Below are 23,288 nucleotides of genomic sequence, written 5' to 3' on the forward strand. Positions count from 1 at the left end.
CGCAGTAGCATCCGAATGGCATGCAAATGGGGTATTATAACTCCAAATCACCATCGAACACCTCTACCCAAGGCAGTCCGTGCTTGTTCAGTTGTTCCATGAATGGATCCGGGTCGAACTCCTCAACGTTCCATACTCCGGACTTTTTCCACAGTCCCTTTACGAACATCATTGCACCAATCATTGCCGGAACACCTGTCGTGTAACTAACGCCCTGCATACCGGTTTCCTCGAATGCTGCCTGATGAGAGCAGTTGTTATATACGTAGTATGTGCGTTCCTTTCCGTCCTTCATACCCTTTATGCGGCATCCGATGCTTGTTTCACCATCGTAGTTCTGTCCGAGGTCTTGCGGATTTGGCAGCACAGCCTTCAGGAACTGCAGCGGTACGATTTTCACCCGTGCCGTTTTTCCCGAACCATCTGCCAACGGAGCCTCATATTCTATTTCGTCAATACGGCTCATTCCGAGGTTCTGTATCACGTCAAGGTAGTTGAGATATTGCTGTCCGAATGTCATCCAGAAGCGTGCTTGTTTGATTGTCGGATAGTTCTTCACCAGTGATTCCAGTTCCTCATGGTGCATAAGATAAGACTCTCTCGGACCGATGTTAGGATAGGTCAGCGGCTTGTGAACACTCAGCGGTTCTGTTTCTATCCATTCTCCGTCCTTGTAGTAAAGTCCCTTCTGCGTTATTTCGCGTATATTTATCTCGGGGTTGAAGTTCGTAGCGAATGCCTTGTGGTGATTACCGGCGTTGCAATCCACGATGTCCAACTGTGTAATCTCATCGAAATGATGCTTTGCAGCATACGCAGTGTATATTCCGCTCACTCCCGGATCGAATCCGCAACCGAGTATTGCGCACAGTCCTGCCTGCTCGAAACGCTCCTTGTATGCCCATTGCCATGAATATTCAAAGTGTGCTTCATCCTTCGGCTCATAGTTGGCGGTGTCGAGATAGTTGCACCCGCATGCCAAACAAGCATCCATTATTGTCAAATCCTGATATGGCAGGGCAAGATTAACCACCAGTTCCGGTTTGAAATGATTGAACAGAACCTTCAGTTGCTCCACGTCGTCGGCATCAACCTGCGCCGTGGTGACGCTGAGTGGCAATGGCTTCGTGCCGAGAACATAGTGTGTATGTCCTTCTTTCTCTTCCTTATTCTCAACGCTCAAACCCATACGTTCGACCATATCGTCCACCAACTTATCGCACTTCTCCTTGCGGCGGCTTGCAATGATAAACTCGGTAAACACGTCTGTGTTCTGTGCAATCTTAAAAGCAGCGACCGTGGCCACGCCACCTGCGCCAATCATAAGTATTCTACTCATTTTCTTTTTTTTATTTGTTTTCTATCGTCTAACCAACAATGGGCATGCCGTATGCCGACACCCCACTATCTGCTGCAAAGTTATTATAAATCGTTGAGAATACAAAACAAAAACATTTATTTTTGAACCTCAACCCAACTCCTCGCTTTTTATTCCGAGTGCACTCATCAATGAATAGCCAAGAATTTCCTGACGGAAGTTGCCACCGGGCATCGGTTGCATGGCAAAAAGCGTTACCCGCTTCTCTTCATCGACATGTGCAAGAGCACGGCGGAGCGTGTCGTAGATATTGCTTTCTTCTCCATTGGGCACCAACATGATGCGCTTCACTTCGGGTCGGCTTGCCACCATTTGCACCATTTCAAGCATCATGCTGTCCTTAGAGGTAAGTTCGGGCACACCGACAGCAGTCATAAGGAACTCGCCAAGGTTGTCATTGAACGCCTTACCGTTGATTTCACGGTCGTATTCTGATGGCGAGAAGTTCTCCATAGCAGTCGATTTATCGTCGTGAACCAGCACCACATGGGTCTCGTTCTGCCCTTCGCGAACCCCACCGTCAAGTGCAATGCAGTCTATCCATCGTGCAAGATCTGCCTTTGGCACTCGTCTCATCAACATTCGCTCGAAGTTTACCGTCAAGTCGAACGCCACACGGTCAACGTAGTCGGCATCGGCAATAATCACATTCTCGCTCCATTTCTCATTTCTCAATTCTTCATTCATAGATGCAAAGTTAATTTTTTTACTCCGAATGACAAAATATTCAAGTATATTTCGTAACTTTGCGGCAATTGCCAAGCGTAAGAACACCGTTGCGGCAGAATCACACGGAACGGTATTTTTAAGTTTTTTATAAAATAAGAAAACCATAAAACAACAGATCATGAGTATAAAACGACATTTCAGACAGCAGGTAAAACGCTGCGCAATACTACTATTTGCTACCCTATCTATAACTTCCGTAATGGCACAAGTGGGACAACTGGCCGCAATAAGGGGCGAAGTGGAAGACGGTTACGACTTCTGGCTTTACGTTCCGAGCGACTATTCCAAGACATTTGACAAAACTCCGGTCATAATTTTCCTACATGGGGCAAGCCTTTGCGGCAGTGACATGAACCGCTCGCGCCGCTATGGGCCGCTGCATGCTCTGAAAATGGGGCGCGACATACGTGCAATGATTATCACACCGCAAAACCCCGGCGGGGCATGGAACCCTCGAAAGATAAACAATATACTGGAATGGGTGGAGGACAACTACCCCATGGACGATAGTCGTGTGTATGTGCTTGGCATGAGTCTTGGAGGCTATGGCACGATGGATTTCTGCGGAACCTACCCTGAAAAGATTGCCGCCGGAATGGCATTATGCGGCGGTTGCTCGCTGAAAGACGTGCAGGGACTTGGCGAACTGCCTTTCTGGATAATCCATGGAACAGGCGACCGTGCAGTAGGAGTTGAGCAATCGAAAAGGGTTGTGCGTGCATTGCAACAGGCCGACAACGACTACATGCTCAGATTCGATTGGCTTCCTGGGGCAAGTCATGGCGCACTTGCACGCATATTCTATCTTGAGAAGACCTACCAATGGCTCTTCTCACACAGTCTGAGAGACAAAAAACGACGCGTAAATATGGCTATCGACATAAGCAATGCCGACTTAAAAAATGCCTATGGCAACATGAATCGCGGTAAGACAGAATACGAAGAAGTGTACGAAATAATCTATTAGTTCAAAATTAACAACATATCGCACGCTGTTACGAATTAAATATTGTACCTTTGCAGACACTCATTTAGAAACAAAATCATATAAAAATGTCAACATTATCATTGGCTATAGTCATCGCTTTCATAATAGGCTATCTATGCATCACCTTGGAAAGCATAACAAAAGTAAACAAAGCCGCCGTGGCATTGCTAATGTTCGTGGCATGCTGGACTCTTTTCATGATAGACCCTGCACAGTATCTGCCCACCGCAATAGGCGATCAGATAGGCAATGTGGTAAGTAGCGCGATGGAACATCATCTGGGTAGCACCGCCACGACGCTGTTCTTCCTCATGGGAGCAATGACCATAGTGGAGTTGGTTGACCAGAGCGGAGGTTTCAATTTCGTGCGAGACTGGGTGAAGACGCGCCACAAAAGACTTCTGCTATGGCGCGTTGCACTACTGACATTTCTGCTTTCGGCAATCCTTGACAACCTTACCACGAGCATAGTGATGATAATGATTCTGCGGAAACTTATCCCGGACCAAAAAGACCGATTCAAATATGCGGCATTAGTAATCATCGCAGCAAACTCGGGAGGTGCTTTCTCGCCAATCGGTGACGTTACTACCATAATGCTTTGGAACAGGGGTGTGATAACCGCAGCAGGCGTTATTACCGAACTCTTATTGCCTTCAATAGTATCAATGGTTATCCCGGCTTTCATAATATCGCTCTCGCTGAAAGGAACTATGGACATTTCGACAATACGCGATGAAAATACCGATGCCGAAGACCTTACCGACGGGCAACGCAAAGCGGTGTTCTGTCTGGGCGTGGGCGGACTTATATTTGTTCCGATTTTCAAGACCCTGACCCATCTTCCGCCGTTTGTCGGCATACTGTTGGTGCTCGGTCTGCTATGGACAGTGACCGAAGTGTTCTACAGAAAACTGCCCGAAACGAACACAAACAAGAAAGGTACGATGAAGCGCGTCACCAATATGCTGAAAAGAATAGACATGTCAACCATTCTGTTCTTCCTCGGAATCCTCATGGCGGTGGCCTGTCTTGAAACCATCGGAGTGCTCACCATGCTGGGATACGGACTGAACGATGCTTTCAATGGCAATCACTACCTCGTAACAGGCATCATCGGCATACTGTCATCCATCGTTGACAACGTTCCATTGGTGGCCGGATGTATGGGTATGTATCCGGTAGAAGCAGCCGGAGATATGGCTGTAGATGGTATTTTCTGGCAACTACTGGCCTATTGTGCGGGCGTTGGTGGGTCGATACTAATCATCGGAAGTGCCGCAGGTGTGGTCGTAATGGGACTGGAAAAAATCTCTTTCGGGTGGTACATGAAGCACATTTCGTGGATAGCACTGGTGGGTTATCTCGCCGGAATATTCTGCTATGCCATAGAACGCGCCCTTTTCTTTTAACCATCTGACCACGACAGGCAAATCGAGAAGCATCCTGATGCCCACCGAAAAGCATCTTCCGGAAACGGCATAACAAAAGAAAAATAACTCAAAAGAAACAAGAATAACGATGAAACCAACTTTATTACTCCTCGCAGCAGGAATGGGAAGCCGCTACGGTGGCTTGAAACAACTCGACGGTCTCGGCCCTAACGGTGAGACAATAATGGACTACAGCATCTATGACGCAATAAAAGCGGGATTCGGAAAGATTGTTTTCGTTATCCGCAAGGACTTTGAACAGGAGTTCCGCGATAAGGTGTTGAGCAAGTACGAGGGGCACATCCCTGCCGAATTAGTGTTCCAAGGGCTTGACGCACTGCCCGAAGGATTCAGTGTTCCCGAGGGAAGAGAGAAGCCGTGGGGAACAAACCATGCCATACTCATGGGCAAGGACGTTATCAAAGAGCCGTTCTGCGTAATCAACTGCGACGACTTCTACAACCGCGACGCATTCATGGTGATAGGCAAATTCTTAAGCGAACTGCCCGAAAATGCCAAGAACACGTATGCAATGGTGGGCTTCCGCATTGGCAACACGCTGTCAGAGAACGGAACGGTGGCACGCGGTGTATGCTCGAAAGACGAGCACGGCAACCTCACTACCGTTGTAGAACGCACCGAGATAATGCGCATCAACGGGTCTGTGTGTTATAAAGACGAAAACGGAGAATGGATTTCGGTTGACGACAACACACCAGTCTCCATGAACATGTGGGGCTTCACACCCGACTATTTCGAGTATAGCGAAGCGGCATTCAAAGACTTCCTTTCAGAGAAAAAGAACATGGAAAATCCGAAATCGGAGTTTTTCATACCTATGATGGTAAACAAACTTATCGTCGAAGGCACATCTTCGGTAAGCGTGCTCGACACCACATCAAAATGGTTCGGTGTGACTTACGCTGCCGACCGTCAGGGAACCGTTGACCGCATCCGTGCGTTAATCAACGAGGGAGTGTATCCGGAGCGTCTTTTCTGAATATAGAGAAGTTCACGCTTCCATAAGAACGATGCCCTACAAAGTATCTATGTGCAGAGAAATCGTCTTTCTCTCCATGCTCGAAAACGAATATTCCGCCATCTTTCAGCAAATCGTTTGAAAGTACCATGTCAGGAATTTCGGCAAGTCGTTCCAACGCGTATGGCGGGTCGGCAAAGATGAAATCGAATCGTTGACGACATGTCTTGATGAACCGAAAGGCATCGCCTCGCAATGCGATGCAGTTATCATCTCCCAACGTCTTCAAACACCGGCGTATGAAAGCATGGTGGTCACGGTCAAGTTCAACGCTGACCACCTGCTTACAGCCGCGTGAAAGCAGTTCCAAGGATATGCTTCCCGTGCCCGAAAAGAGGTCGAGAGCCGTGGCATCGTCGAAGTCTATCAGTCCTGTGAGCACATTAAATATGTTCTCTTTGGCAAAGTCCGTTGTCGGTCTCGCCTTGAAAGAGCGCGGAATATCAAAATGCCGCCCTTTATATTTTCCTGTAATTACACGCACAGCGAAGCAAATTAAAAGTTATAAGTTAAATATCAACAGTCAAAAACACTCCTCAACACATACTATTACCAACACTTCATTGACAAATTCCAAATGCCAATCGTCACTCCTCTACCCTCTTCCTTTCAGGTAAAGCGTCATCAAGTCGTAAGGCAAGCCCTTTATCTGTGTTATCGGAGCGCGGTTGAAGTCGCCCGACGGGTTTATTCTATATACGTTCTGAAGGAACTTATGCAGTTGCTCCATCATCTCCTCACGCTCCGGGATATTGCCCACGAGATGCAGTTCGTCGCGTTTTTGGTCGAGTGCGAGTTGTTTCCACACCGACAGAATGAAATAAACGCTATCGTGACGGTTGGTTCCATCGAATGTGTTTACGAAGCGGAAGCGGTTCTCCGCGAAACTGAACAGTGCCAGATGCTTATCATAGAAATAGGCATACAGTTTGCGACGCATGCCGGCATAACTGCGTTGGTGCATATAGTTCCATACCGGCTGGCACACCGGACACCACTTTGCATCATCAAAATGGTCGTCAATCACTGTCTTCAAGTCTCTGTTGACGGCAAAAAGAGCCACGGCATTAAGTTGCGTCAATACCGAAAACATCACGAGGTCGCCCTCATGTTCCAGAACGGCGTGGTTATATATCGTCGTCTCTGTTCCCGCACGAAAACTATCGGCAGGCACTATCACCACCGGAGTGCTTACCATCACCAATGCCTTTTTCCATTCTCTCTGCAACAATGGTTCCTCAAGGAACGCCTCGCGCAGGTTCGCCGCCGTTGACACCCCGCTCTTCATGGGGTACGGAACATATTCTATCTGTCCCGCATTCTCGGCATCAGGCACCGAGAACGACATCGCATAACGGCTCACACGAATTGTGAGGCGTTGGCTTTTCACTGTCTTCACCACGTTCTCCGGAGCCTCAACGACATTATTTTCATTTATCTTTTGCTCTGTTTCCATTGCGTCATTCCACCTTTTTTCTTATACTATTCTTTTTCAAAGACTATTCCCAATTACCCTTATTGTCATTGGGTTGTGCCAAGTCGCCTATCTTCAGTCCCGGGTATCGCGCCTCGGCATCGGCACGTTCTATCTCCGCGGCAATCTCATGGCTGTCAAGTCCCGACAGATATTCATCGTAACGCGCTCCACACTCCATTATTGCCACCGTGCGTCCCGACTGCAGTTTCACCATTCCCACTGCCGTCTGAAACCGCCGTCCGTCACTGTTGGGTATCATCTGCCGCCCCTCTTTAAGCAACTTTAGCACCACCAGCGTGTCGAGGTTGGCGGTATATCGTCCTGCGGCACGGCGGTAGTTCTCCTCGGCTGCACGAATCTCGACAAGCCGTTGCTTCACCTCCTGTTCGCGCTCCTCCTTTTCTTTGGCGAACGATACAGGACGAGCCACACTGAATATCACCGCCACGCCGAGCAATAGAGCCACCGCGGCAAGCGCAAAATTATTATTAAGAAAGGCGTGCCTTTTTCCCATTTATTTGTTACTTTTGCACTCGTATGATGCAAAATTACGCAAATAATTCGATTTGACAACGTTTTATCACGAAAAAACTGATGATAAAGGATATTTTCACCGATGAGATATGCCGTGCTTTCGGCTTCACTCCGACCTCCGAACAGGCGGCTGCGATAGATGTCTTCAGCAGTTTCGCCACTTGTCGCGATGAGCAAAGTGCAATGATTTTGCGCGGTTCGGCAGGCACGGGCAAAACCTCTCTCGCCGGTGCAATAGTCAGAGCGATGAAGAGTTTGCATCAGAACGTGGTGCTCATGGCTCCCACAGGGCGTGCCGCTAAAGTGTTCTCGCTCAATGCCGGATGCGAAGCGCACACCATTCATCACCGCATATATCGCCGAAAGACATACGTGGGCGAGGATACCGGTTTCTCTCTGAATTTCAACAAGCACCGACACACGCTGTTCATCGTTGACGAAGCGTCGATGATTCCGGCGGGCACCGGCACGCCGAGCATATTTGGCAGCGGACAACTGCTCGACGACCTGATGCAGTATGTTTACGGAGGACAGCATTGCCGATTGATGCTGATAGGCGACAAGGCACAGTTGCCGCCGGTTGGCGAAACCGAGTCGCCTGCTCTCTCACCACTCACGGTTGAGGGTTATGGCATTCGCGTGTTCCTTGCCGACCTCAATGAGGTTCTCCGACAGAGTGCCGAGTCGGGCATATTGTGGAACGCCACGATAATACGCGAGATGATAACCCACGACGAGATGACACAGTTGCCACGCATCACGCTGAACCGATTTCCCGACATTAGTAGCGTGCCGGGCGACGAACTGATAGAGAGCCTCAACTCTTCGTATTGCAACGTGGGTATTGACGAGACCACAGTGGTGGTGAGAAGCAACAAAAGAGCCAACATTTATAATAACGGCATACGCGCAATGGTGCTCGGACGAGAGGACTCTCTAACATCGGGCGACCTGCTGATGGTGGTAAAGAACAACTACCATTGGACAAAAACCACAGAAGAAGAGACCGACAACGAACACGAAATGGCATTCCTTGCCAACGGCGACCGTATGCGGGTGCATCGCGTGCGCAACATTCAGAGCCTTTATGGTTTCACCTTTGCCGACGCACAATTAGTGTTCCCCGACTACGACGACCGCGAAATTGATGCCACCGTACTGCTCGACACGCTTCAATCGGAGGCCCCATCGCTGACGCGAGAGCAGAGCGAGCGTCTCTTCAACGCCGTAATGGAAGACTATGCCGACATTCCTTTGAAGAGCGAACGCCTGAAATGCCTGCGCGAAGACAGGTTTTTCAATGCCTTACAGATAAAATATTCTTATGCCGTGACGTGTCATAAGGCGCAGGGCGGACAGTGGGCACACGTCTATATTGACCAAGGTTACATGACCGACGACATGCTTTCGCCCGACTACATACACTGGCTATACACCGCTTTCACACGAGCCACCGAGCATTTGTTTCTTGTGAACTGGCCCAAGAACCAAATTCTTTGAGAGGATAGTTTATTAAAGCCCAAATCGGACATTAACCCAAAATTTGTCATTTGCGTCCTTGACTGATCTTGTTCTATTGCCGGACAGATGTGCTGACGTTTCATCGAATACGTAGCATGGGCTATGTTGAATAGAAAAGACAGATAAGACACCGACAATAAATAAAAAATCAGTTCATGGGTTGATGACCGATTATGGCTTAATATAGACCAAATGCTTCATTCCATGCCCTCCCCACATCGTCTCACCTACGTTGCGGAAACCGAGCGAGGAGTACAGTCGTTCTGCCGAAGGATTACCCTTGTCAACGAGAAGTCCTACGGCGGGAATGTCCATCTCGCGTGCCTTGACAATCGACGAGCGCAGTAATGCCGTGGCAATGCCGCGGTTACGGTATTCCGAAAGCACGCACAGACTGTCAAGATAGAGTTCGCCGGCCTGCGTCTCATCGTCCATTTGCGAGAAGTCGCGCTCCAAATGTTCGCAGGCTGCGGCAATGAATGCCTCGCGCAAAGGGCGTAACAATGCCCCATCGTAACACACAAGACATCCGGCAACATTACCATCAAACTCGGCCACAAGCGTGTTCTGATAACTATATTGCGACCGCTCCATACCCACAAGAGCGGTCATCATGCGGTGGAAATCATCAAGTGTGTGCTCGTCTCCCGCAAAGTTCTGACAGCACTCATGGTTCATAGCCTCCATTATCATCGTTGCCACGAGCGGTGCCTCATCTTTCCGTGCTCCTCTGATAATTATTTCTTCCATATTTATAAACGTATTTTCTTCAACAGACCGAAACAATTACTCCTGAAACCAAAAGTAATTCATCGAGCCGCAAAAGTAATACAAAAAAGCCGAAGACACAAATCCAACACCCATTTTCAGTCCCCACGTCACCCTATTTCACATATTTCGTTTAGCAATCTCGCCCAATTTGAAAAGCAATTTCGCCCATTTTGCTTTGCAATTTGGGCGAAATTGGTGAGCAAATTGGGCGAAATTGCTTTTTACAGAATAATCTTTATACGAGTAATTTACGGATAATGGCGAAAACAAAGCCTGTAAATCAAAGTCTGCCCGGCAATAGAACAAAATGAGTCAAGGACTCTAACAATCGATTTGGGTTAAAAAAATTTGAAGGTGAATGGGCATAAAAGGGGCATGATTTATTAGGTAATTATTTTGTTTTATTCCCTTTTTGCTGTATCTTTGCAGTCACTATGCATATTGAAATATTGAAAGATGAAGAGGCTGCGCTACTGAAAAGCCTGATAGAGCAGTCTGAAAAAATAGTTGTATGCAGTCATCAGAACCCTGATGGCGATGCCCTCGGTTCGTGTCTCGGACTTGCGGAATACTTGAAACGACAAGGAAAAGAGCCTTTGATTGCCGTGCCCGATGCTTATCCCGACTTCCTGCAATGGTTGCCGGACTCACAGACAATAGTGAGATTCGACAAGCATAAGGAAACGGTGGAGAACGCATTGGCGAACGCGGAACTCGTGTTCTGCCTCGACTTCAACCGAGCCGAGCGGCTTGGCAACGACATGTGCCAAGTGCTGAAAGCATCGCCGGCAAAAAAAGTGATGATAGACCACCACCCCGACCCCGATCTCGATACCGTGCTCAGCATATCGCATCCTGAAATGAGCAGCACGTGCGAATTGCTTTTCCGCGTGGAATGGCAACTCGGAGGATTTGAAGAAATGACGAAGAAAGGGGCTGTTTCTATCTATTGCGGCATGATGACAGACACCGGAGGATTCACTTTCAACTCGTCGAAGCCGGAGATATTCTTCATCATCAGTCAACTGCTGACAAAAGGTTTCGACAAGGACAAGGTGTATCGCAACGTGTTCCACAATTACAGCGACTGGCGAATGAGGCTTATGGGATATGTGCTCTATCAGAAGATGCGCGTGTTCCACGACTGGCATGCCACTTATTTCGCCATATCACGGCAAGACATAAAGCGTTTTCACTTCATAAAAGGAGACGCAGAAGGATTGGTAAACCTGCCCTTGCAGATAAAAGGCATCAGTCTGTCTATATCACTGCGCGAAGACACGGAGCACGAAAATCTTGTGTGGGTGAGCCTGCGCTCGGTTGATAACGTGGCATGCAATGAGATTGCCGAACGATTTTTCAACGGTGGCGGACACCGTAACGCATCGGGCGGCAGACTGTATTGCTCGCTCGAAGAGGCTGAAAAAACAGCAATGGAGGCCATAAAATGGCATGCCGAAAAACAGAATTAAACAACGAAGTGAAACAACTGACGGCGAGAAATGATTGACAGACCTACGGTGGATAGAATAATGGAAACCGCGAACATCGTGGAAGTGGTGTCCGAATTCGTATCGTTAAGGAAATCGGGGGCCAACTATAAAGGCCTTTGTCCATTCCATAACGAGCGCACACCGTCGTTCTATGTCTCGCCCTCGCGCGGCATCTGTAAATGTTTCTCGTGCGGAAAGGGTGGCAATCCGGTGGGATTCATCATGGAACACGAGCAGATGACCTATCCCGAGGCTCTGCGCTGGCTCGCCAAGAAATATGGCATCGAGATAAAAGAGCGCGAACTCTCTGACGAGGAAAAGAAACAAGAAAGCGATCGCGAGTCGATGTTCATAGTAAACGAATGGGCCGCCGACCATTTCGAAGAGATGTTGCACGAGAACGAAGAAGGCATTGCCATAGGTATGCAATACTTCCGCAGTCGCGGATTTCGCGATGACACGATAAGCAAATTCCGTCTCGGTTTCTCTCTTTCAGACCGTGAGGCGCTTCCGCGCTTGGCACTACATAAAGGCTATAAGGAGGAATATCTCCTGAAAACCGGTGTCTGCTATAAGCGCGAGAACGACGGACAACTTATCGACCGTTTCGCAGGCAGAGTGATATTCCCATGGATTAGCATCAGCGGAAAGACTGTGGCTTTCGGCGGAAGAAAACTCGATCAGGCAACGAAAGGGGTGCAACAGAAATATGTCAACTCCCCAGACAGCGAGATATATCACAAGGAACAGCAACTATACGGCATATTCCAAGCAAAGAAAGCGATAGCGAAAGAGAACTGCGTGTATATGGTGGAGGGCTACACTGACGTAATATCAATGCACCAAAGCGGCATTGAGAACGTGGTGGCAAACTCCGGAACGGCTCTGTCGGTACACCAGATACGCATTCTGCGGCGGTTTACGCCCAACGTTGTGCTGCTATACGACGGTGACGAGGCGGGTATTCATGCCGCAATGCGCGGAACAGACATGATGCTCGGCGAGGGCATGAACATAAAGGTTCTGTTGCTTCCCGACGGCGAAGACCCTGACAGTTTCGCACGGAAACACACCGCAAAGGATTTCCGAGAATATGTGGAGCAACACCAACAGGATTTCATCGATTTCAAAATAGACCTGATGATACGCGGTGTGAGCGACCCGATAAAACGCGCCGAAGCCGTGAACTCCATAATACAGAGCATCAGCGTGATAAAAGACCAGATAGTAAGGGCAACATACATAAACCTCTGCGTACACCGACTTGGAATAAACGAGCCGACAATAATATCTACGCTGAACAAGTTCATACGCAGCAATATGGAGAAAGAGAGCAAAGGAACGCTGCCTATAACGGCAGACACACCGGCTCGACCCATCAGCCAACCACTTGCACCGGACACGCCGCAAGAACAGGGAAGCACCGTGGAGAAAATGATAGCACAGTTAATCATCAAGCATGGAGGGGACATAATATATCGCGACGTGGAGACAGAAGACGGCGAGAAGATAAATCTGAGCATGGCGCAATTCATCAGTTACAACCTCAGCGAAGATGACCTGCAACTGAAAAATCCAGTCTATGCACGCATACTCGAAGAGGCAACGGAGCACAGCAACGAACCAGACTTCAACTCAGAACAGTATTTCACACGTCATACCGATGTGGAACTGAGCAACATCGCAACGCAAATGTTAATGGATGTGCCACTGACAAAGAGTCTGCAAATAAATAAAGACAAGGACTCGCTGTGTAATGATGTAAACCATCTGCTGCTCGATTTTCGCAAGAACTTCATGGAAGAGAAACTGCGGCAACTGAAAACGGAGATTTCGAAGGCGATGGGAGACAACGACAAACTCCGCCAACTGATGGCAGAATATGCCGACATACAGAAAAGGCGTAACAATATGGCAACACTGTTGGGCAACAACATCGTGACATGAGTTGGCTATTATTAATTTTAAACTTTAAACATTTAGCATAGATGTATTACGTAAAGAAGACACTGGAAGTATCGGCGGCACACCGCCTCACACTCGACTACGAGAGCAAATGCACCTCGATGCACGGTCACAACTGGATAATAACCGTATATTGCCGTGCCGAAGAACTCGACCATAACGGTATGGTGACAGACTTCTCGATAATAAAGACAAAGGTGAAGAGTGTTCTTGACCATAAGGTTATCAACGACGTGTTGCCTTGTAACCCAACGGCCGAGAACATAGCACGATGGATATGCGACCAAGTGCCGAACTGCTACCGAGTGGAAGTGCAAGAAAGCAGGGGAAACGTGGCAGCATACGAGATTTGAATAAGTTTGTTTCGCGACATATAAATAATGTATAGAATAAACGATATATTTTCCTCACTGCAAGGCGAAGGGCACAACACCGGATGCGCCGCGACATTCGTGAGGTTTGCAGGTTGTAATCTCAGGTGTTCGTTCTGCGATACCGACTTCTCGGAATACCGTGAGATGTCGGCAGATGAGATTGTGAAAAGCATTTCGGTTTATCCCACAAGGTTTGTGATTCTCACAGGTGGCGAACCATCATTGCAGGTAGATGACACTCTTGTTGATGCCCTACACGATGCCGGATTTACCATTGCCATGGAGACGAACGGCAGCAAACGGCCGGCCAAAGGCATTGACTGGATTACCGTTTCACCAAAGATTCCGTTCGGAAAATATAACAACAGCGACAACATTGACATCTACCGAGAGATTATGGAGCAGGCAGACGAAATAAAGGTGGTATTCGACGGGGAACACACTCCCGACACTTTCCTTCCTCCATCTCTGCAATCGGATTCAACAGAAGATACTTTCATGGCGAAGCGTAGAAAACATGACCTGCCCCTACTCTACCTCCAGCCTTGCGATATAGGCGACCCGGAACGCAACGAGGAGATAATGCGTGCCTGCATCAACTACATCACAGAGCATCCACAGTGGCGATTGTCGCTACAAACACATAAATTGGCGAACTTCAAATGATAAACCTAAGCATCATATTCCTGATATACATTGTCGTCTTTGTTATACCGGCGATATTCACAGTGCTGCTCGACAACAGGCAACCGGCAAAGGCTGTGTCATGGATTTTGGTGCTTGTTTTCTTACCTGTAATAGGCTTTCTGCTCTATTTCTTCTTTGGTCAGAACATAAGGAAAGAACGACTCATAAACCAAAAAAATCTTGACCAACTCACAAAGCGCACAATGGTGGAGTTCGTTGCACAGCGCGACCTTTACCTTCCGGAGAAATATTCGCCGCTGATAAACCAATTCATTGAAAGCAACTGGTCATTACCGTTCAAGGATAATGATGTGGAGATATTAACCCACGGCAGCGATTTCTTCCTCTCCTTATTGTCTAATATAGGACAGGCGAGACACCACGTGCATATAGAAACCTATATCATAGAAGACGATGCGATAGGCAATCTTGTTGCCGATGCACTGATAGACTGCGTAAATCGTGGCGTGGAAGTGCGCCTGATATATGACGATGTGGGCAGTTGGAGAGTTAGCGGCAAGTTTTTCCGCCGCATGACAGATGCCGGCGTGAAAGTTTATCCTTTCCTTCCGGTATATTTCCCTTTACTGACAAGCAAAATAAACTACCGTAATCACCGCAAGATAATCATCATAGACGGTGAAACGGCATTTGTAGGAGGCATGAACATCGCCGTGAGATATGCCAAGAAATGGCGCGACACACACCTGCTCGTACGCGGAGGAATAGTGAATGCCATACAGAGGGCATTCCTTATCGATTGGTATTTCGTTTCACGGACACTGATAACAGGCTTGCGCTACTATCCTGAACCTAAGACAAAAATCAGCAATAACTGCATTGCACAACTGGTTACGGGTAGCCCTGTCACTCCCGACCACGACATCATGCAGGGTTATGTGCGCATCATTATAGAAGCGCGAGACTACGTATATATGGAAACTCCATATTTCCTACCCACCGAAACGATTATGTTCGCACTGCGCACGGCAGCAAACGCCGGTGTGGATGTGCTCTTGATCGTACCGCTCAAGAGCGATGCCAAAGTGGTGGAATGGGCAAGCCGCTCATACGTATTGCAGGCAATAGATGCCGGAGTGAAAGTATTTGCCTACGAGAAGGAGTTCAACCACAGCAAGATTCTCGTTTCCGATGATGCCCTATGCACGTGTGGCTCGACGAACATCGACTTCCGTTCGTTCGAGAATAACTTCGAGGCAAACGTCTTCTTCTATGACACCGAGGTTGCAAAAAGAATGAAACAGGTCTTTCTCGACGACCTAAACCACTGCATACCCACATCAGAACTGAAATACACCCACCGTCCTTCATACATACAACGGCTGTGGGAATCGGTTGTTAGACTTCTCTCGCCACTGCTTTAAGCGCAAAACAAAAGAATGTGACCACCGCTTTTTGATTATTATACCGGCAATAGAAGTCAGAACGGATAGCCCACGGCGAAGTTTATCGACTGCATATCGCCGAATCTGCGCATGTTAAAATATCCGCCATAGCCGGTATCGTAAGGAGCGTGTATGGCGAAACCCCAATCCACACGCACAACAAGGAACTCAAGGTCGTAACGCAATCCGAAGCCGGTACCCACAGCAAGATCGCGTGGTAGTCTGGAAAGTTTGAAGCATTCCACGTCATTACTACCACTGCTTATGTTCCACACATTTCCGGCATCGAGGAACAACGCACCATTGAGACTTCCGAAAAGATTGAAACGACATTCCAGATTGGCGAGAAATTTCATGTCGCCGGTCTGAAACAAATAACTCAAACCACCATCATCAGGGCGCATTCGTCCCGGTCCGATGCCACGAACAGGGAAAGCACGGATGGTATTCGCTCCACCAACAAAAAACTGTTCGCTGAACGGTGCGTATGTATTATTACCGTAACTCCATATCACCCCTGCGTTGATATGAGCCACAAGAGATGTCTTTTCGTTTACCCTCCAACGCTTTACGAAGTCGGTATTCACTTTCAGGAACTGCGCATAAGGATTTTTGAACAGTTCCTTTCCCACCTCGTTCCATTTCTTTCCTGTTGCCATAAAGCCGAGCGACACAAGGTTTCCTGCCTCCGAGATAGTCGTTTCCCACGCTATCGGATTTCTCTTACTTCTCGGACTCGAATAGTTGTACGTATAGGAGAGTTTCATTATGAAACGATCGGAAAGAGCCTGCGTCAGATATGGACTTGTTCCGACTATTGAGTCGAAGAGATGAGTGATTTTATTCTTGAACTGATAGACAACCGTCAGCGGCGACAGGCTGTGTATCGATGTCGGTGTAGGCTGCAAGCGGTAGGTCAGTTCGCCCGAAGCGGTGTGCATTCTGAAATACTCGGAACGGCTCTCAATATCGAATCCCATTTTCAAGGTAGTGGTAGGGGCTACAAAAAACTTCCTGCGGTGCTGTTTATTCTCCCTCACACTATTGTTAAATACCCTTCGTTGCTTCTTGAAAAGACTGAACGGCATAACAATTCTTGGGAATGTCAGCGACGCATCCAGTCCCACGCGGTAGGTCGCCATATCCGAATAGTCCACGAGTTTCCTTGTTGTGCGCCACTCATAAAGCCCGTGCATGTTGATGTCGAATGTCTCTCCGCCGTGGAATGTATTCCGTTTCGTGAGTCCGATCACCAGTTCAGGCCCCATGCGTCCTGTGGTTCTGCCGCGTATGTTCGTCTCTGCGTAGAAGTCATATTTCTTGTCGAAGACACAAGAGATGTTCAAATCGAGCGTGTCGCACGTCGGCGAGTCATCGCGCGGCGTGAATGTGAAATTCACCATACTGAATAATCCTGACGAAGTAATGGTATTTTCGGTCTCCATCAGATCATCGTAGCAGAACAGTTGTCCCTGCTGCATCTTCAATCCGTTCCCTAATACAGACGTTTTCACCGGCGGCCGGCGGCCACTGAAATACACCTTGAACCTACTTCGTTCCACAGAATCGGTCGGTATGTCCGTTACCGTGCGCTTGAATGTCAGTCCTATACGTCCGATATACCACTTATGCTTCGCTTTCTCCGGAATATTTTCAGCGAGTTGGAAGCGCAATTGCACCTTGCCCGGCACCATCATCGTGTCGGCAAGATAAGAAGCGTAGGAGGATTGGTAATAGTAATACCCGTTGTTTCGGAACAGTTGCGAAATGCGTGTACGCTCTGCATCGAGTGCTGCAACGCTGAAAGGCGAACCACGACGCACCACTGCATCGTCAAGACTCTGCCTGATCAGACTGTCACTCACCGGCGTAAAGCCTAAATAAGCAATGGAGTCGAGTGTGAACAGGTGGTTCATCTCAACGTCATATCTTATCTTTCCCTTCTTAGGATTTCTCTGTGCTATTTCCTCATAACCCACTTTGCCGTGGAAATAGCCACGATTTCGCAACACACTCTGCGCAACGGTGGAGCGTAAGGGGGCATTCACATCGCTCATCAGCACCGGATTCTTACCGAAAGTGCGCCCAATCCACTTACCAAATTTCCCTTTAGAGTCCGAAAAAGCGTTCCACACCCACAGTCCGATGGGGAATGGTGAGCGCACGGACGAACTTCCGAACAGCGCACCATTCGGTTCGCACGCCAATGCAGCCTCAACCTCCTCCTGCGTTGCAGCGAAATGGCTTCCACGTTCATAGTTGGTGTAGTTTATTTTGGATATTCCAAGATACAACTGCTCACCCTCCGGCAACGCACTCGTAGTAGAACACGAAGCCAGTATCATGGCGCAGCACAGCAAGACAGCCGTCAGAAGTGCCGGTGTATTATTTATTTTCCTTAGTTTCATTTACATTATTATTAGTAGAGTCACGCGGCATCTGCAGTTTGTTCAGGTCGAGACGGTCGTCGTTGGTTTCTTTTCTGAACAGTTCGAAGAAGTGATTAACCTTGCGTCGCCATATAAATCCCACTCCATACTCACTGTTCTCCCCCTCCAACCAGTCGTATGCTCCATGATTATAGAACATCTTCAAATATTTGTTTGAAGTCTGACTCATCCGGTACTCCAATGTAACGTTATCAAAAAAGGCCTGGTCTCTGTTCGTCATATTTGAACCAGTAGATATTTTTCCACCCACCACCACACGCAGTCGGTTGTTCCAGAATCGTTTTGCGAAGCGGAAACTATAGTCGGTGTACATTCCTCCGGAAGCATCGAAAGCGTTGTCGAAACCGAGGCTGAAGTCAAGAGTGCGCAACGCATTGCCTGCAATATTGTTTATACCGCTCTGCAAGAAAGAACTCAGAGCATTGTTCATCGACAGGTTCGACGTACCGCCACCGGCGAGATACATTCCCGTGGTAAGCATTCCCACAGCCAATTTTCCCTGTTCTTCCTCGCTCATAATGTTCAGTTCGTTCTGCACGGTCATATCCTCCGGTGCCGAAATAACGAACTGTAGTCCCATGTCTTTCAGCGTTTTGCTTATCACCACGCCGCACTCAAAATCCACACTGCGGCTCTGTCCGTCGCTGTTTACGCTCGACTTGGTGCGCTCCGTTGCGGTGATATTTAGTCTTGGGTTCATCGGGTCGCCGGTGAACTCAATATAACTGCCGTCCCTTATGGTGAATGTCTTCAGCGGAATTACCGGCATCGAGTATTTCATCTTGCCGTTGTTGAGCGTATATTTTCCGCGTATTCGGAAATTTTCCGATGGTGTGTATTGCAATCTCAACGAACCGTCGCCCATCAAATCTACATAGTTTGAATGGTCGGTGTTCAGATAACACACCACTCGCGCGGCACGGTCGATATTCACCACGAGATCCATGTTGAAGCCCATTGAGGTCGAATGGCTCACGGTGGTCTGCGTAGTGTCGGTAAAGTCGGTGAAGCGCACGAGTTCATCCATCTGGTAGTCGGAGTTCAACGGAGAGTCGCGCAGAATATACGACATATCGGTAGTTCCCAGCACATCCATTCTTCCGCGCATATTTAGGTCGTTAAGCGAACCTCTAAGCGAGCCGACGAAATCAACGTATGCCTTACCGAAAGCCTCACTGCGACGTGTTTCCTTAGAGTTGATTATCTGGAAATTCTGCGCCGCCATGCGAATGTTCATCGTTATGTCGTCGAGGTTAGAGAAGTTCACGTTGCCGTTAACCACCAACGGGGTGTTGTTGCTTGAACGCAGGTTGAAGTTCTTGAAAGCAATCTTACTGCCCGACACATTCAACGGTGTGCTATCAAACTTCATGCGCATGCCGTAAGGTTCGCTCACGAGATAGGCATTGTTCAGTGTCAGCGAACCGTCCACCTGCGGTTTGTTCAGTTGTCCGCGTATATCGAGAGTACCATCGGCCTCTCCCTCGAATCCCACAAGTTTGTCAGGAATCATTCCGTTGAGCACACTCATCGGCATCTTTTCCATACTCATGGTGGCATCGAGATAGCCATTACCCTCCGAACGGTATGTTCCTGTCACCGTAGCCACCTCTTCTTCGCCGCTGTAGATTATTCCATCCACATAGTGAGAGCCACCGTCCTTAGGCATATATACGAACTCTGCACCGAGATTTCCCATACTGCTGCCCTCGTAAGTCATCTCCTTGACACTCATCGTCGAACTGACCGAGATGTCGGAAGCAGTCTGTATGAAGTGAAAGTCGCCGTCTATCGTTCCCGACATGCGAGGCATATAAGGTATTACGGCAACGATGTCCTCAATCTTCAGTTTGCTTATGGAGAGTGTTAGGTCTTGTAGCACGTCATCGTTGTCGTCCTCAGACTTCAGTTGCACATCTACCCCATCGCTTGAGCGCATCCTCAACCGTGCCGACAGTCGCTTGTCGTTGCCCACGAAGATGTAGTTATCATCGTTTATGGTGAAATCCTTGTAGCCTATCACCGGATTGTCGGTGAGCATTCGCATGCGTATGCCCCCCTGTTCCATCTCCGCCGTAGCCCCGAGTTTCACTCCCAGCACGTCGCGATAGTCGTAAGAACGAAGGTTGAGAGCCAATCCTTTCTCCACAATTTGTCCCTCTACAAAGGCATTGAATACATACTGCGGATTCTTTCGGTTGTTGCGCACCTGTCCGTCGAACTTGAAACGCTCGGCATCGGAATAAACCTTGAGGCGCACGGTGTCAAGTTGGATACTGTCGGCAAGCAACCTGTGTATCTCCATATTTCCGTTCAGCCCCGACTGCGGAGACGAAGTGAGATTCATTTTAGCAGCCGCAAACGAGTAGCCGAACCGTCGCAACATGTGTTCAAGGAAGTTATCACTGCCCGAATCGAGTTTTATTCGCGCCGTGGGCAGTTTCGCACGCAGTGCCGATTGGTCTATTACCTTGTTGTCAAAGTCTTTTTTCAGTTGTGTCATTATGCTGTCCATCTGTCTCAACAGCACCTTATGACCTCCGCGTGCATCCATTTCGATGTTGAAATCGCCGTTACTTGCAATGATATGGGTTGTGTCACGACGCATCAGCAGGTCGATATTGATGTTATCGGGGAAATATCCGCTCTCTCCCTCATGCACTACGAGGTCGCTTATCGTGCCTTTCAAAAGATACGACTGATTCATATCCGTGGCAACATCAAGGTGCGTGCAGAATGCAGCCGATAGCGGAGTGTCGGCAAGTTTCAATCCGTGGAAGTCGATATGCGACAGGTCGGCACCGAGCGTAGCTTTCATTTCTCGCTTGCCAAGCAGTGCATCCAGTGTGATGTTTCCCTTTATGAGACGGTTGTTGCTATTTATGTCGGCTATGCCATGCCCGTTGCTCAACCGCACGGTACCGCCCATTCCGCTCAGGTCGTAGCCGCCGTATGCGAATGTTGTTATCGCCACGTTGGCATCGACTCGTGTTCTCGGCGAATAGATGTCTGTCCCGTTGCCTTTCAATGCTATCTTTCCACTGAACGGCCCCAAACCTTTTCGTGGCATGAAATGAGCGAGGTTGAGGTTGCTCGCCACAAGGTCGGCAGAATATGTCATGCTTCCGGCAGTGTTTATGTCGGCACTTCCCGAAAGCGTTCCATCGCTTTCGGTGGCTCTGAACTTAGCACGGTAGCGCATTCCGTCCACATTGAACTGTCCGGTTATTCCGATTCCGCGCGGTATGGTCATGCCATCGAGTGTGCCGGCAGGCAGTGCGGCGGTGGCAAAGTCGATGTTGTCGGCATGTGCAGTGGCATGCAGGTCGGCACGAAGATTGTCCGGGTCGGTGAGGTTGTCTATCGTTCCGCGGGCATTGATATGGAATGCTGTGGGCAGGTCGGCAACCAATCCTGTCAGCACAACGCGTCGCATATTTCCGGACAGCACGGTGTTTATTTTCAATGGGCGTGCCGGCCACTTGCGGCGCAGTGCTTCTGGCGCGTAGGCCATGAACAGCATCAGGTCTTGCTTACCTACATATCCGTCGGCCGTGAGGTGCATCTTGCCCGGTGCAGTCTCGCTGAATGTGTTCTGATCCATCACGAAATGCACCTTCATACGCGACTCCGAGGTAATGAGGTTTGCATCGGTCAGGTATAGTTTTTTGGCATCAAGACCGAAGTGCGAAGTGAAAGAACGCACGTCAAGGCCGCTCTTCTCGCGGAATGACGATTGCCTAATGTTCACGTCTATCTTAGGCGAACAGAAGTCGAAAGAGTCGGCATCGAGAACCACCTCTGTCAGCATGAGATGGTTATAATCAAGTCCGGCGGAATGTGGCTCGTGGTTGTAGTCAAGACCGAATTCGCCACCTCGCCACTGCAATCGTTTCACACGGTAGTGACTTCGATACAAATCCATGTATGCAGATGTGGCCAAAGCGTTGTCAACAGACAGTTTTACCGACATCGTATCGCCCGACATGTGTAGGGCGAGACGGCTGCGCTCAAGTTGCAGGCGGTCAATATCGACTTTCCAAAAGTTGTCGTTTGCCGTTGTGTCTTCCGGCACGGTGTCGGCCAGTTCGATGTTCAGGTCGGCTCCGGCAATCATAGCACTATCCACGCGTATGATCTTTCCGCGCAGGTCTATGCCGTGACTCTCAAGGTTAAGGCGTTCAAGACGGCCTTTCACCCTGGCGGTATTTATCAGTCCGTCGGTGTTCACCTTAACGTCCATGAACCGCAGTGCGTCTATCTCCACCCTGCTGTCAAAGAGCGGCAGCAGTCTGACATCGACCACAAGTTCGCGTGCATCGGCAATGGTATCTGTGAGATTTGGTATCGAGTCGTTGGGTTTCTCCACATGAAGTCCGGTAATGCTGAGATTGAGCGGAAAACTAATGCCCACCCGCTCTATCTTTATATCCATGCCGGTCTGCTCCGATACATACTCCGTCACTTTCCCGACAGCCCAATTTTGGAACGGCGGGAAGTATATCAGAGCAACAAAGGCGGCAACCGTCATGAACATGGCAAGAAGCCAAATGCCGAACCACTTTAGGAATTTCTTCATATCTTTACAGTCATAAATAACCGTGCTGCCAACTCTTATGACAGCCTACGGGGCATGAAAGCGAGTGCAAATTAATAAAAAACATTTCAGATAAACGAATAAAAACCACAAAAAACAGAGCACACACACAATAATTAACTTACTGCACAGCAATACCACACGGTGTTACCCCAAATCTGTAATTAGAGCCCTCAACTGATTTTGTTCGATTGTTGAGCAGATGTGCTGCCGTTTCATCGAAGACGTAGCGGGCTACGACGAGATGTAATGGCAGCGCAGATGGCGACAAGCGGGCTAAAACGGTAGGGAAGCACTACATAAATAACAAGTCTAAGTAAATGCGTTATAATGAAGCGATTGGGGGTAAGCCTCTCTACATTCTTTACTCGCCCATACTTTAGTTCACAAAACACCATCAACTGAATTTCAATTTCGCCGAAATTGCTCAGCAAAATGGGCGAATT

At 48.6% G+C, this 23,288-nt stretch carries 17 protein-coding genes; 9 read left to right on the plus strand and 8 right to left on the minus strand.

The genetic code is table 11. The annotated features are described in order from the left end of the window. Positions 1–34: 34 nt before the first annotated feature. Together EHV08_RS04945 and EHV08_RS04950 are read right to left on the minus strand one after the other, a co-directional pair. Entirely contained in the window at positions 35–1,339 is a 1,305-nt protein-coding gene (locus EHV08_RS04945; RefSeq protein ID WP_126678341.1) for a saccharopine dehydrogenase family protein, read from the minus strand. Between the two features lie 129 nt (positions 1,340–1,468). Further along, entirely contained in the window at positions 1,469–2,065 is a 597-nt protein-coding gene (locus EHV08_RS04950) for a DUF6621 family protein (protein ID WP_126678342.1), read from the minus strand. Positions 2,066–2,225: 160 nt separating this feature from the next. On the opposite strand from EHV08_RS04950, the gene EHV08_RS04955 reads away from it, so the two are divergent. From EHV08_RS04955 to EHV08_RS04965, 3 genes are all read left to right on the plus strand, one after another. Continuing rightward, positions 2,226–3,074: a carboxylesterase family protein gene (locus EHV08_RS04955; RefSeq protein ID WP_317125809.1), complete on the plus strand. Its 849-nt coding sequence runs from the start codon at positions 2,226–2,228 to the stop codon at positions 3,072–3,074. Positions 3,075–3,160: 86 nt separating this feature from the next. Further along, positions 3,161–4,507, plus strand: a complete 1,347-nt coding sequence (nhaD, locus tag EHV08_RS04960; protein WP_126678343.1) for a sodium:proton antiporter NhaD — start codon at positions 3,161–3,163, stop codon at positions 4,505–4,507. 109 nt (positions 4,508–4,616) lie between these two features. Beyond that, complete coding sequence (locus EHV08_RS04965) at positions 4,617–5,528, plus strand: glycosyltransferase family protein (protein ID WP_126678344.1); 912 nt, start codon at positions 4,617–4,619, stop codon at positions 5,526–5,528. Here the strand turns inward: EHV08_RS04965 and EHV08_RS04970 are convergent. The 3 genes from EHV08_RS04970 to EHV08_RS04980 all read right to left on the minus strand — a co-directional run bounded on the left by EHV08_RS04970 (position 5,494) and on the right by EHV08_RS04980 (position 7,558). Then, the gene (locus EHV08_RS04970; RefSeq protein ID WP_126678345.1) at positions 5,494–6,051 is read right to left on the minus strand and encodes an RsmD family RNA methyltransferase; all 558 of its coding nucleotides are present in this window, start codon (positions 6,049–6,051) and stop codon (positions 5,494–5,496) included. The two genes, EHV08_RS04965 and EHV08_RS04970, sit on opposite strands and share 35 nt — an antisense overlap. A 111-nt stretch (positions 6,052–6,162) precedes the next feature. Further along, complete coding sequence (locus EHV08_RS04975; RefSeq protein ID WP_126678346.1) at positions 6,163–7,023, minus strand: DUF3822 family protein; 861 nt, start codon at positions 7,021–7,023, stop codon at positions 6,163–6,165. Between the two features lie 43 nt (positions 7,024–7,066). Further along, the gene (locus EHV08_RS04980; protein WP_126678347.1) at positions 7,067–7,558 is read right to left on the minus strand and encodes a hypothetical protein; all 492 of its coding nucleotides are present in this window, start codon (positions 7,556–7,558) and stop codon (positions 7,067–7,069) included. Between the two features lie 80 nt (positions 7,559–7,638). Between EHV08_RS04980 and EHV08_RS04985 the strand changes: the two genes are divergently transcribed. Further along, complete coding sequence (locus tag EHV08_RS04985) at positions 7,639–9,078, plus strand: ATP-dependent DNA helicase (protein ID WP_126678348.1); 1,440 nt, start codon at positions 7,639–7,641, stop codon at positions 9,076–9,078. A gap of 192 nt (positions 9,079–9,270) precedes the next feature. On the opposite strand, the gene EHV08_RS04990 is transcribed toward EHV08_RS04985, so the two are convergent. Beyond that, positions 9,271–9,849 carry a GNAT family N-acetyltransferase gene (locus EHV08_RS04990; protein ID WP_126678349.1) on the minus strand — a complete coding sequence of 193 codons (579 nt, stop codon included), beginning with the start codon at positions 9,847–9,849 and terminating at the stop codon, positions 9,271–9,273. A 455-nt stretch (positions 9,850–10,304) separates the two neighbouring features. On the opposite strand from EHV08_RS04990, the gene EHV08_RS04995 reads away from it, so the two are divergent. From EHV08_RS04995 to cls, 5 genes are read left to right on the plus strand one after another with little or no spacing between them, the layout of a single operon-like run. Further along, positions 10,305–11,342 (plus strand): DHH family phosphoesterase, encoded by a 1,038-nt coding sequence (locus EHV08_RS04995; RefSeq protein WP_126678350.1) that lies wholly within the window; start codon positions 10,305–10,307, stop codon positions 11,340–11,342. Positions 11,343–11,372: 30 nt separating this feature from the next. Further along, positions 11,373–13,310 carry a DNA primase gene (gene dnaG / locus EHV08_RS05000; protein ID WP_126678351.1) on the plus strand — a complete coding sequence of 646 codons (1,938 nt, stop codon included), beginning with the start codon at positions 11,373–11,375 and terminating at the stop codon, positions 13,308–13,310. Positions 13,311–13,351: 41 nt separating this feature from the next. Further along, the gene (locus tag EHV08_RS05005; protein WP_126678352.1) at positions 13,352–13,681 is read left to right on the plus strand and encodes a 6-pyruvoyl trahydropterin synthase family protein; all 330 of its coding nucleotides are present in this window, start codon (positions 13,352–13,354) and stop codon (positions 13,679–13,681) included. Between the two features lie 27 nt (positions 13,682–13,708). Continuing rightward, complete coding sequence (locus EHV08_RS05010; RefSeq protein ID WP_126678353.1) at positions 13,709–14,368, plus strand: 7-carboxy-7-deazaguanine synthase QueE; 660 nt, start codon at positions 13,709–13,711, stop codon at positions 14,366–14,368. Next, positions 14,365–15,774 carry a cardiolipin synthase gene (cls, locus tag EHV08_RS05015; RefSeq protein WP_126678354.1) on the plus strand — a complete coding sequence of 470 codons (1,410 nt, stop codon included), beginning with the start codon at positions 14,365–14,367 and terminating at the stop codon, positions 15,772–15,774. The genes EHV08_RS05010 and cls overlap by 4 nt, the downstream gene beginning before the upstream one ends. A 56-nt stretch (positions 15,775–15,830) precedes the next feature. On the opposite strand, the gene tamL is transcribed toward cls, so the two are convergent. Both tamL and EHV08_RS05025 read right to left on the minus strand, forming a co-directional pair. Beyond that, on the minus strand, positions 15,831–18,203 hold the full coding sequence (tamL, locus tag EHV08_RS05020) for a translocation and assembly module lipoprotein TamL (RefSeq protein ID WP_126678355.1): 2,373 nt from the start codon (positions 18,201–18,203) through the stop codon (positions 15,831–15,833). Continuing rightward, the gene (locus EHV08_RS05025; RefSeq protein ID WP_126678356.1) at positions 18,181–22,824 is read right to left on the minus strand and encodes a translocation/assembly module TamB domain-containing protein; all 4,644 of its coding nucleotides are present in this window, start codon (positions 22,822–22,824) and stop codon (positions 18,181–18,183) included. Before EHV08_RS05025 ends, tamL begins: the two co-directional genes overlap by 23 nt. Positions 22,825–23,288 lie beyond the last annotated feature (464 nt).

The organism is Prevotella koreensis, from assembly GCF_003977605.1.
Lineage (GTDB): Bacteria > Bacteroidota > Bacteroidia > Bacteroidales > Bacteroidaceae > Prevotella > Prevotella koreensis.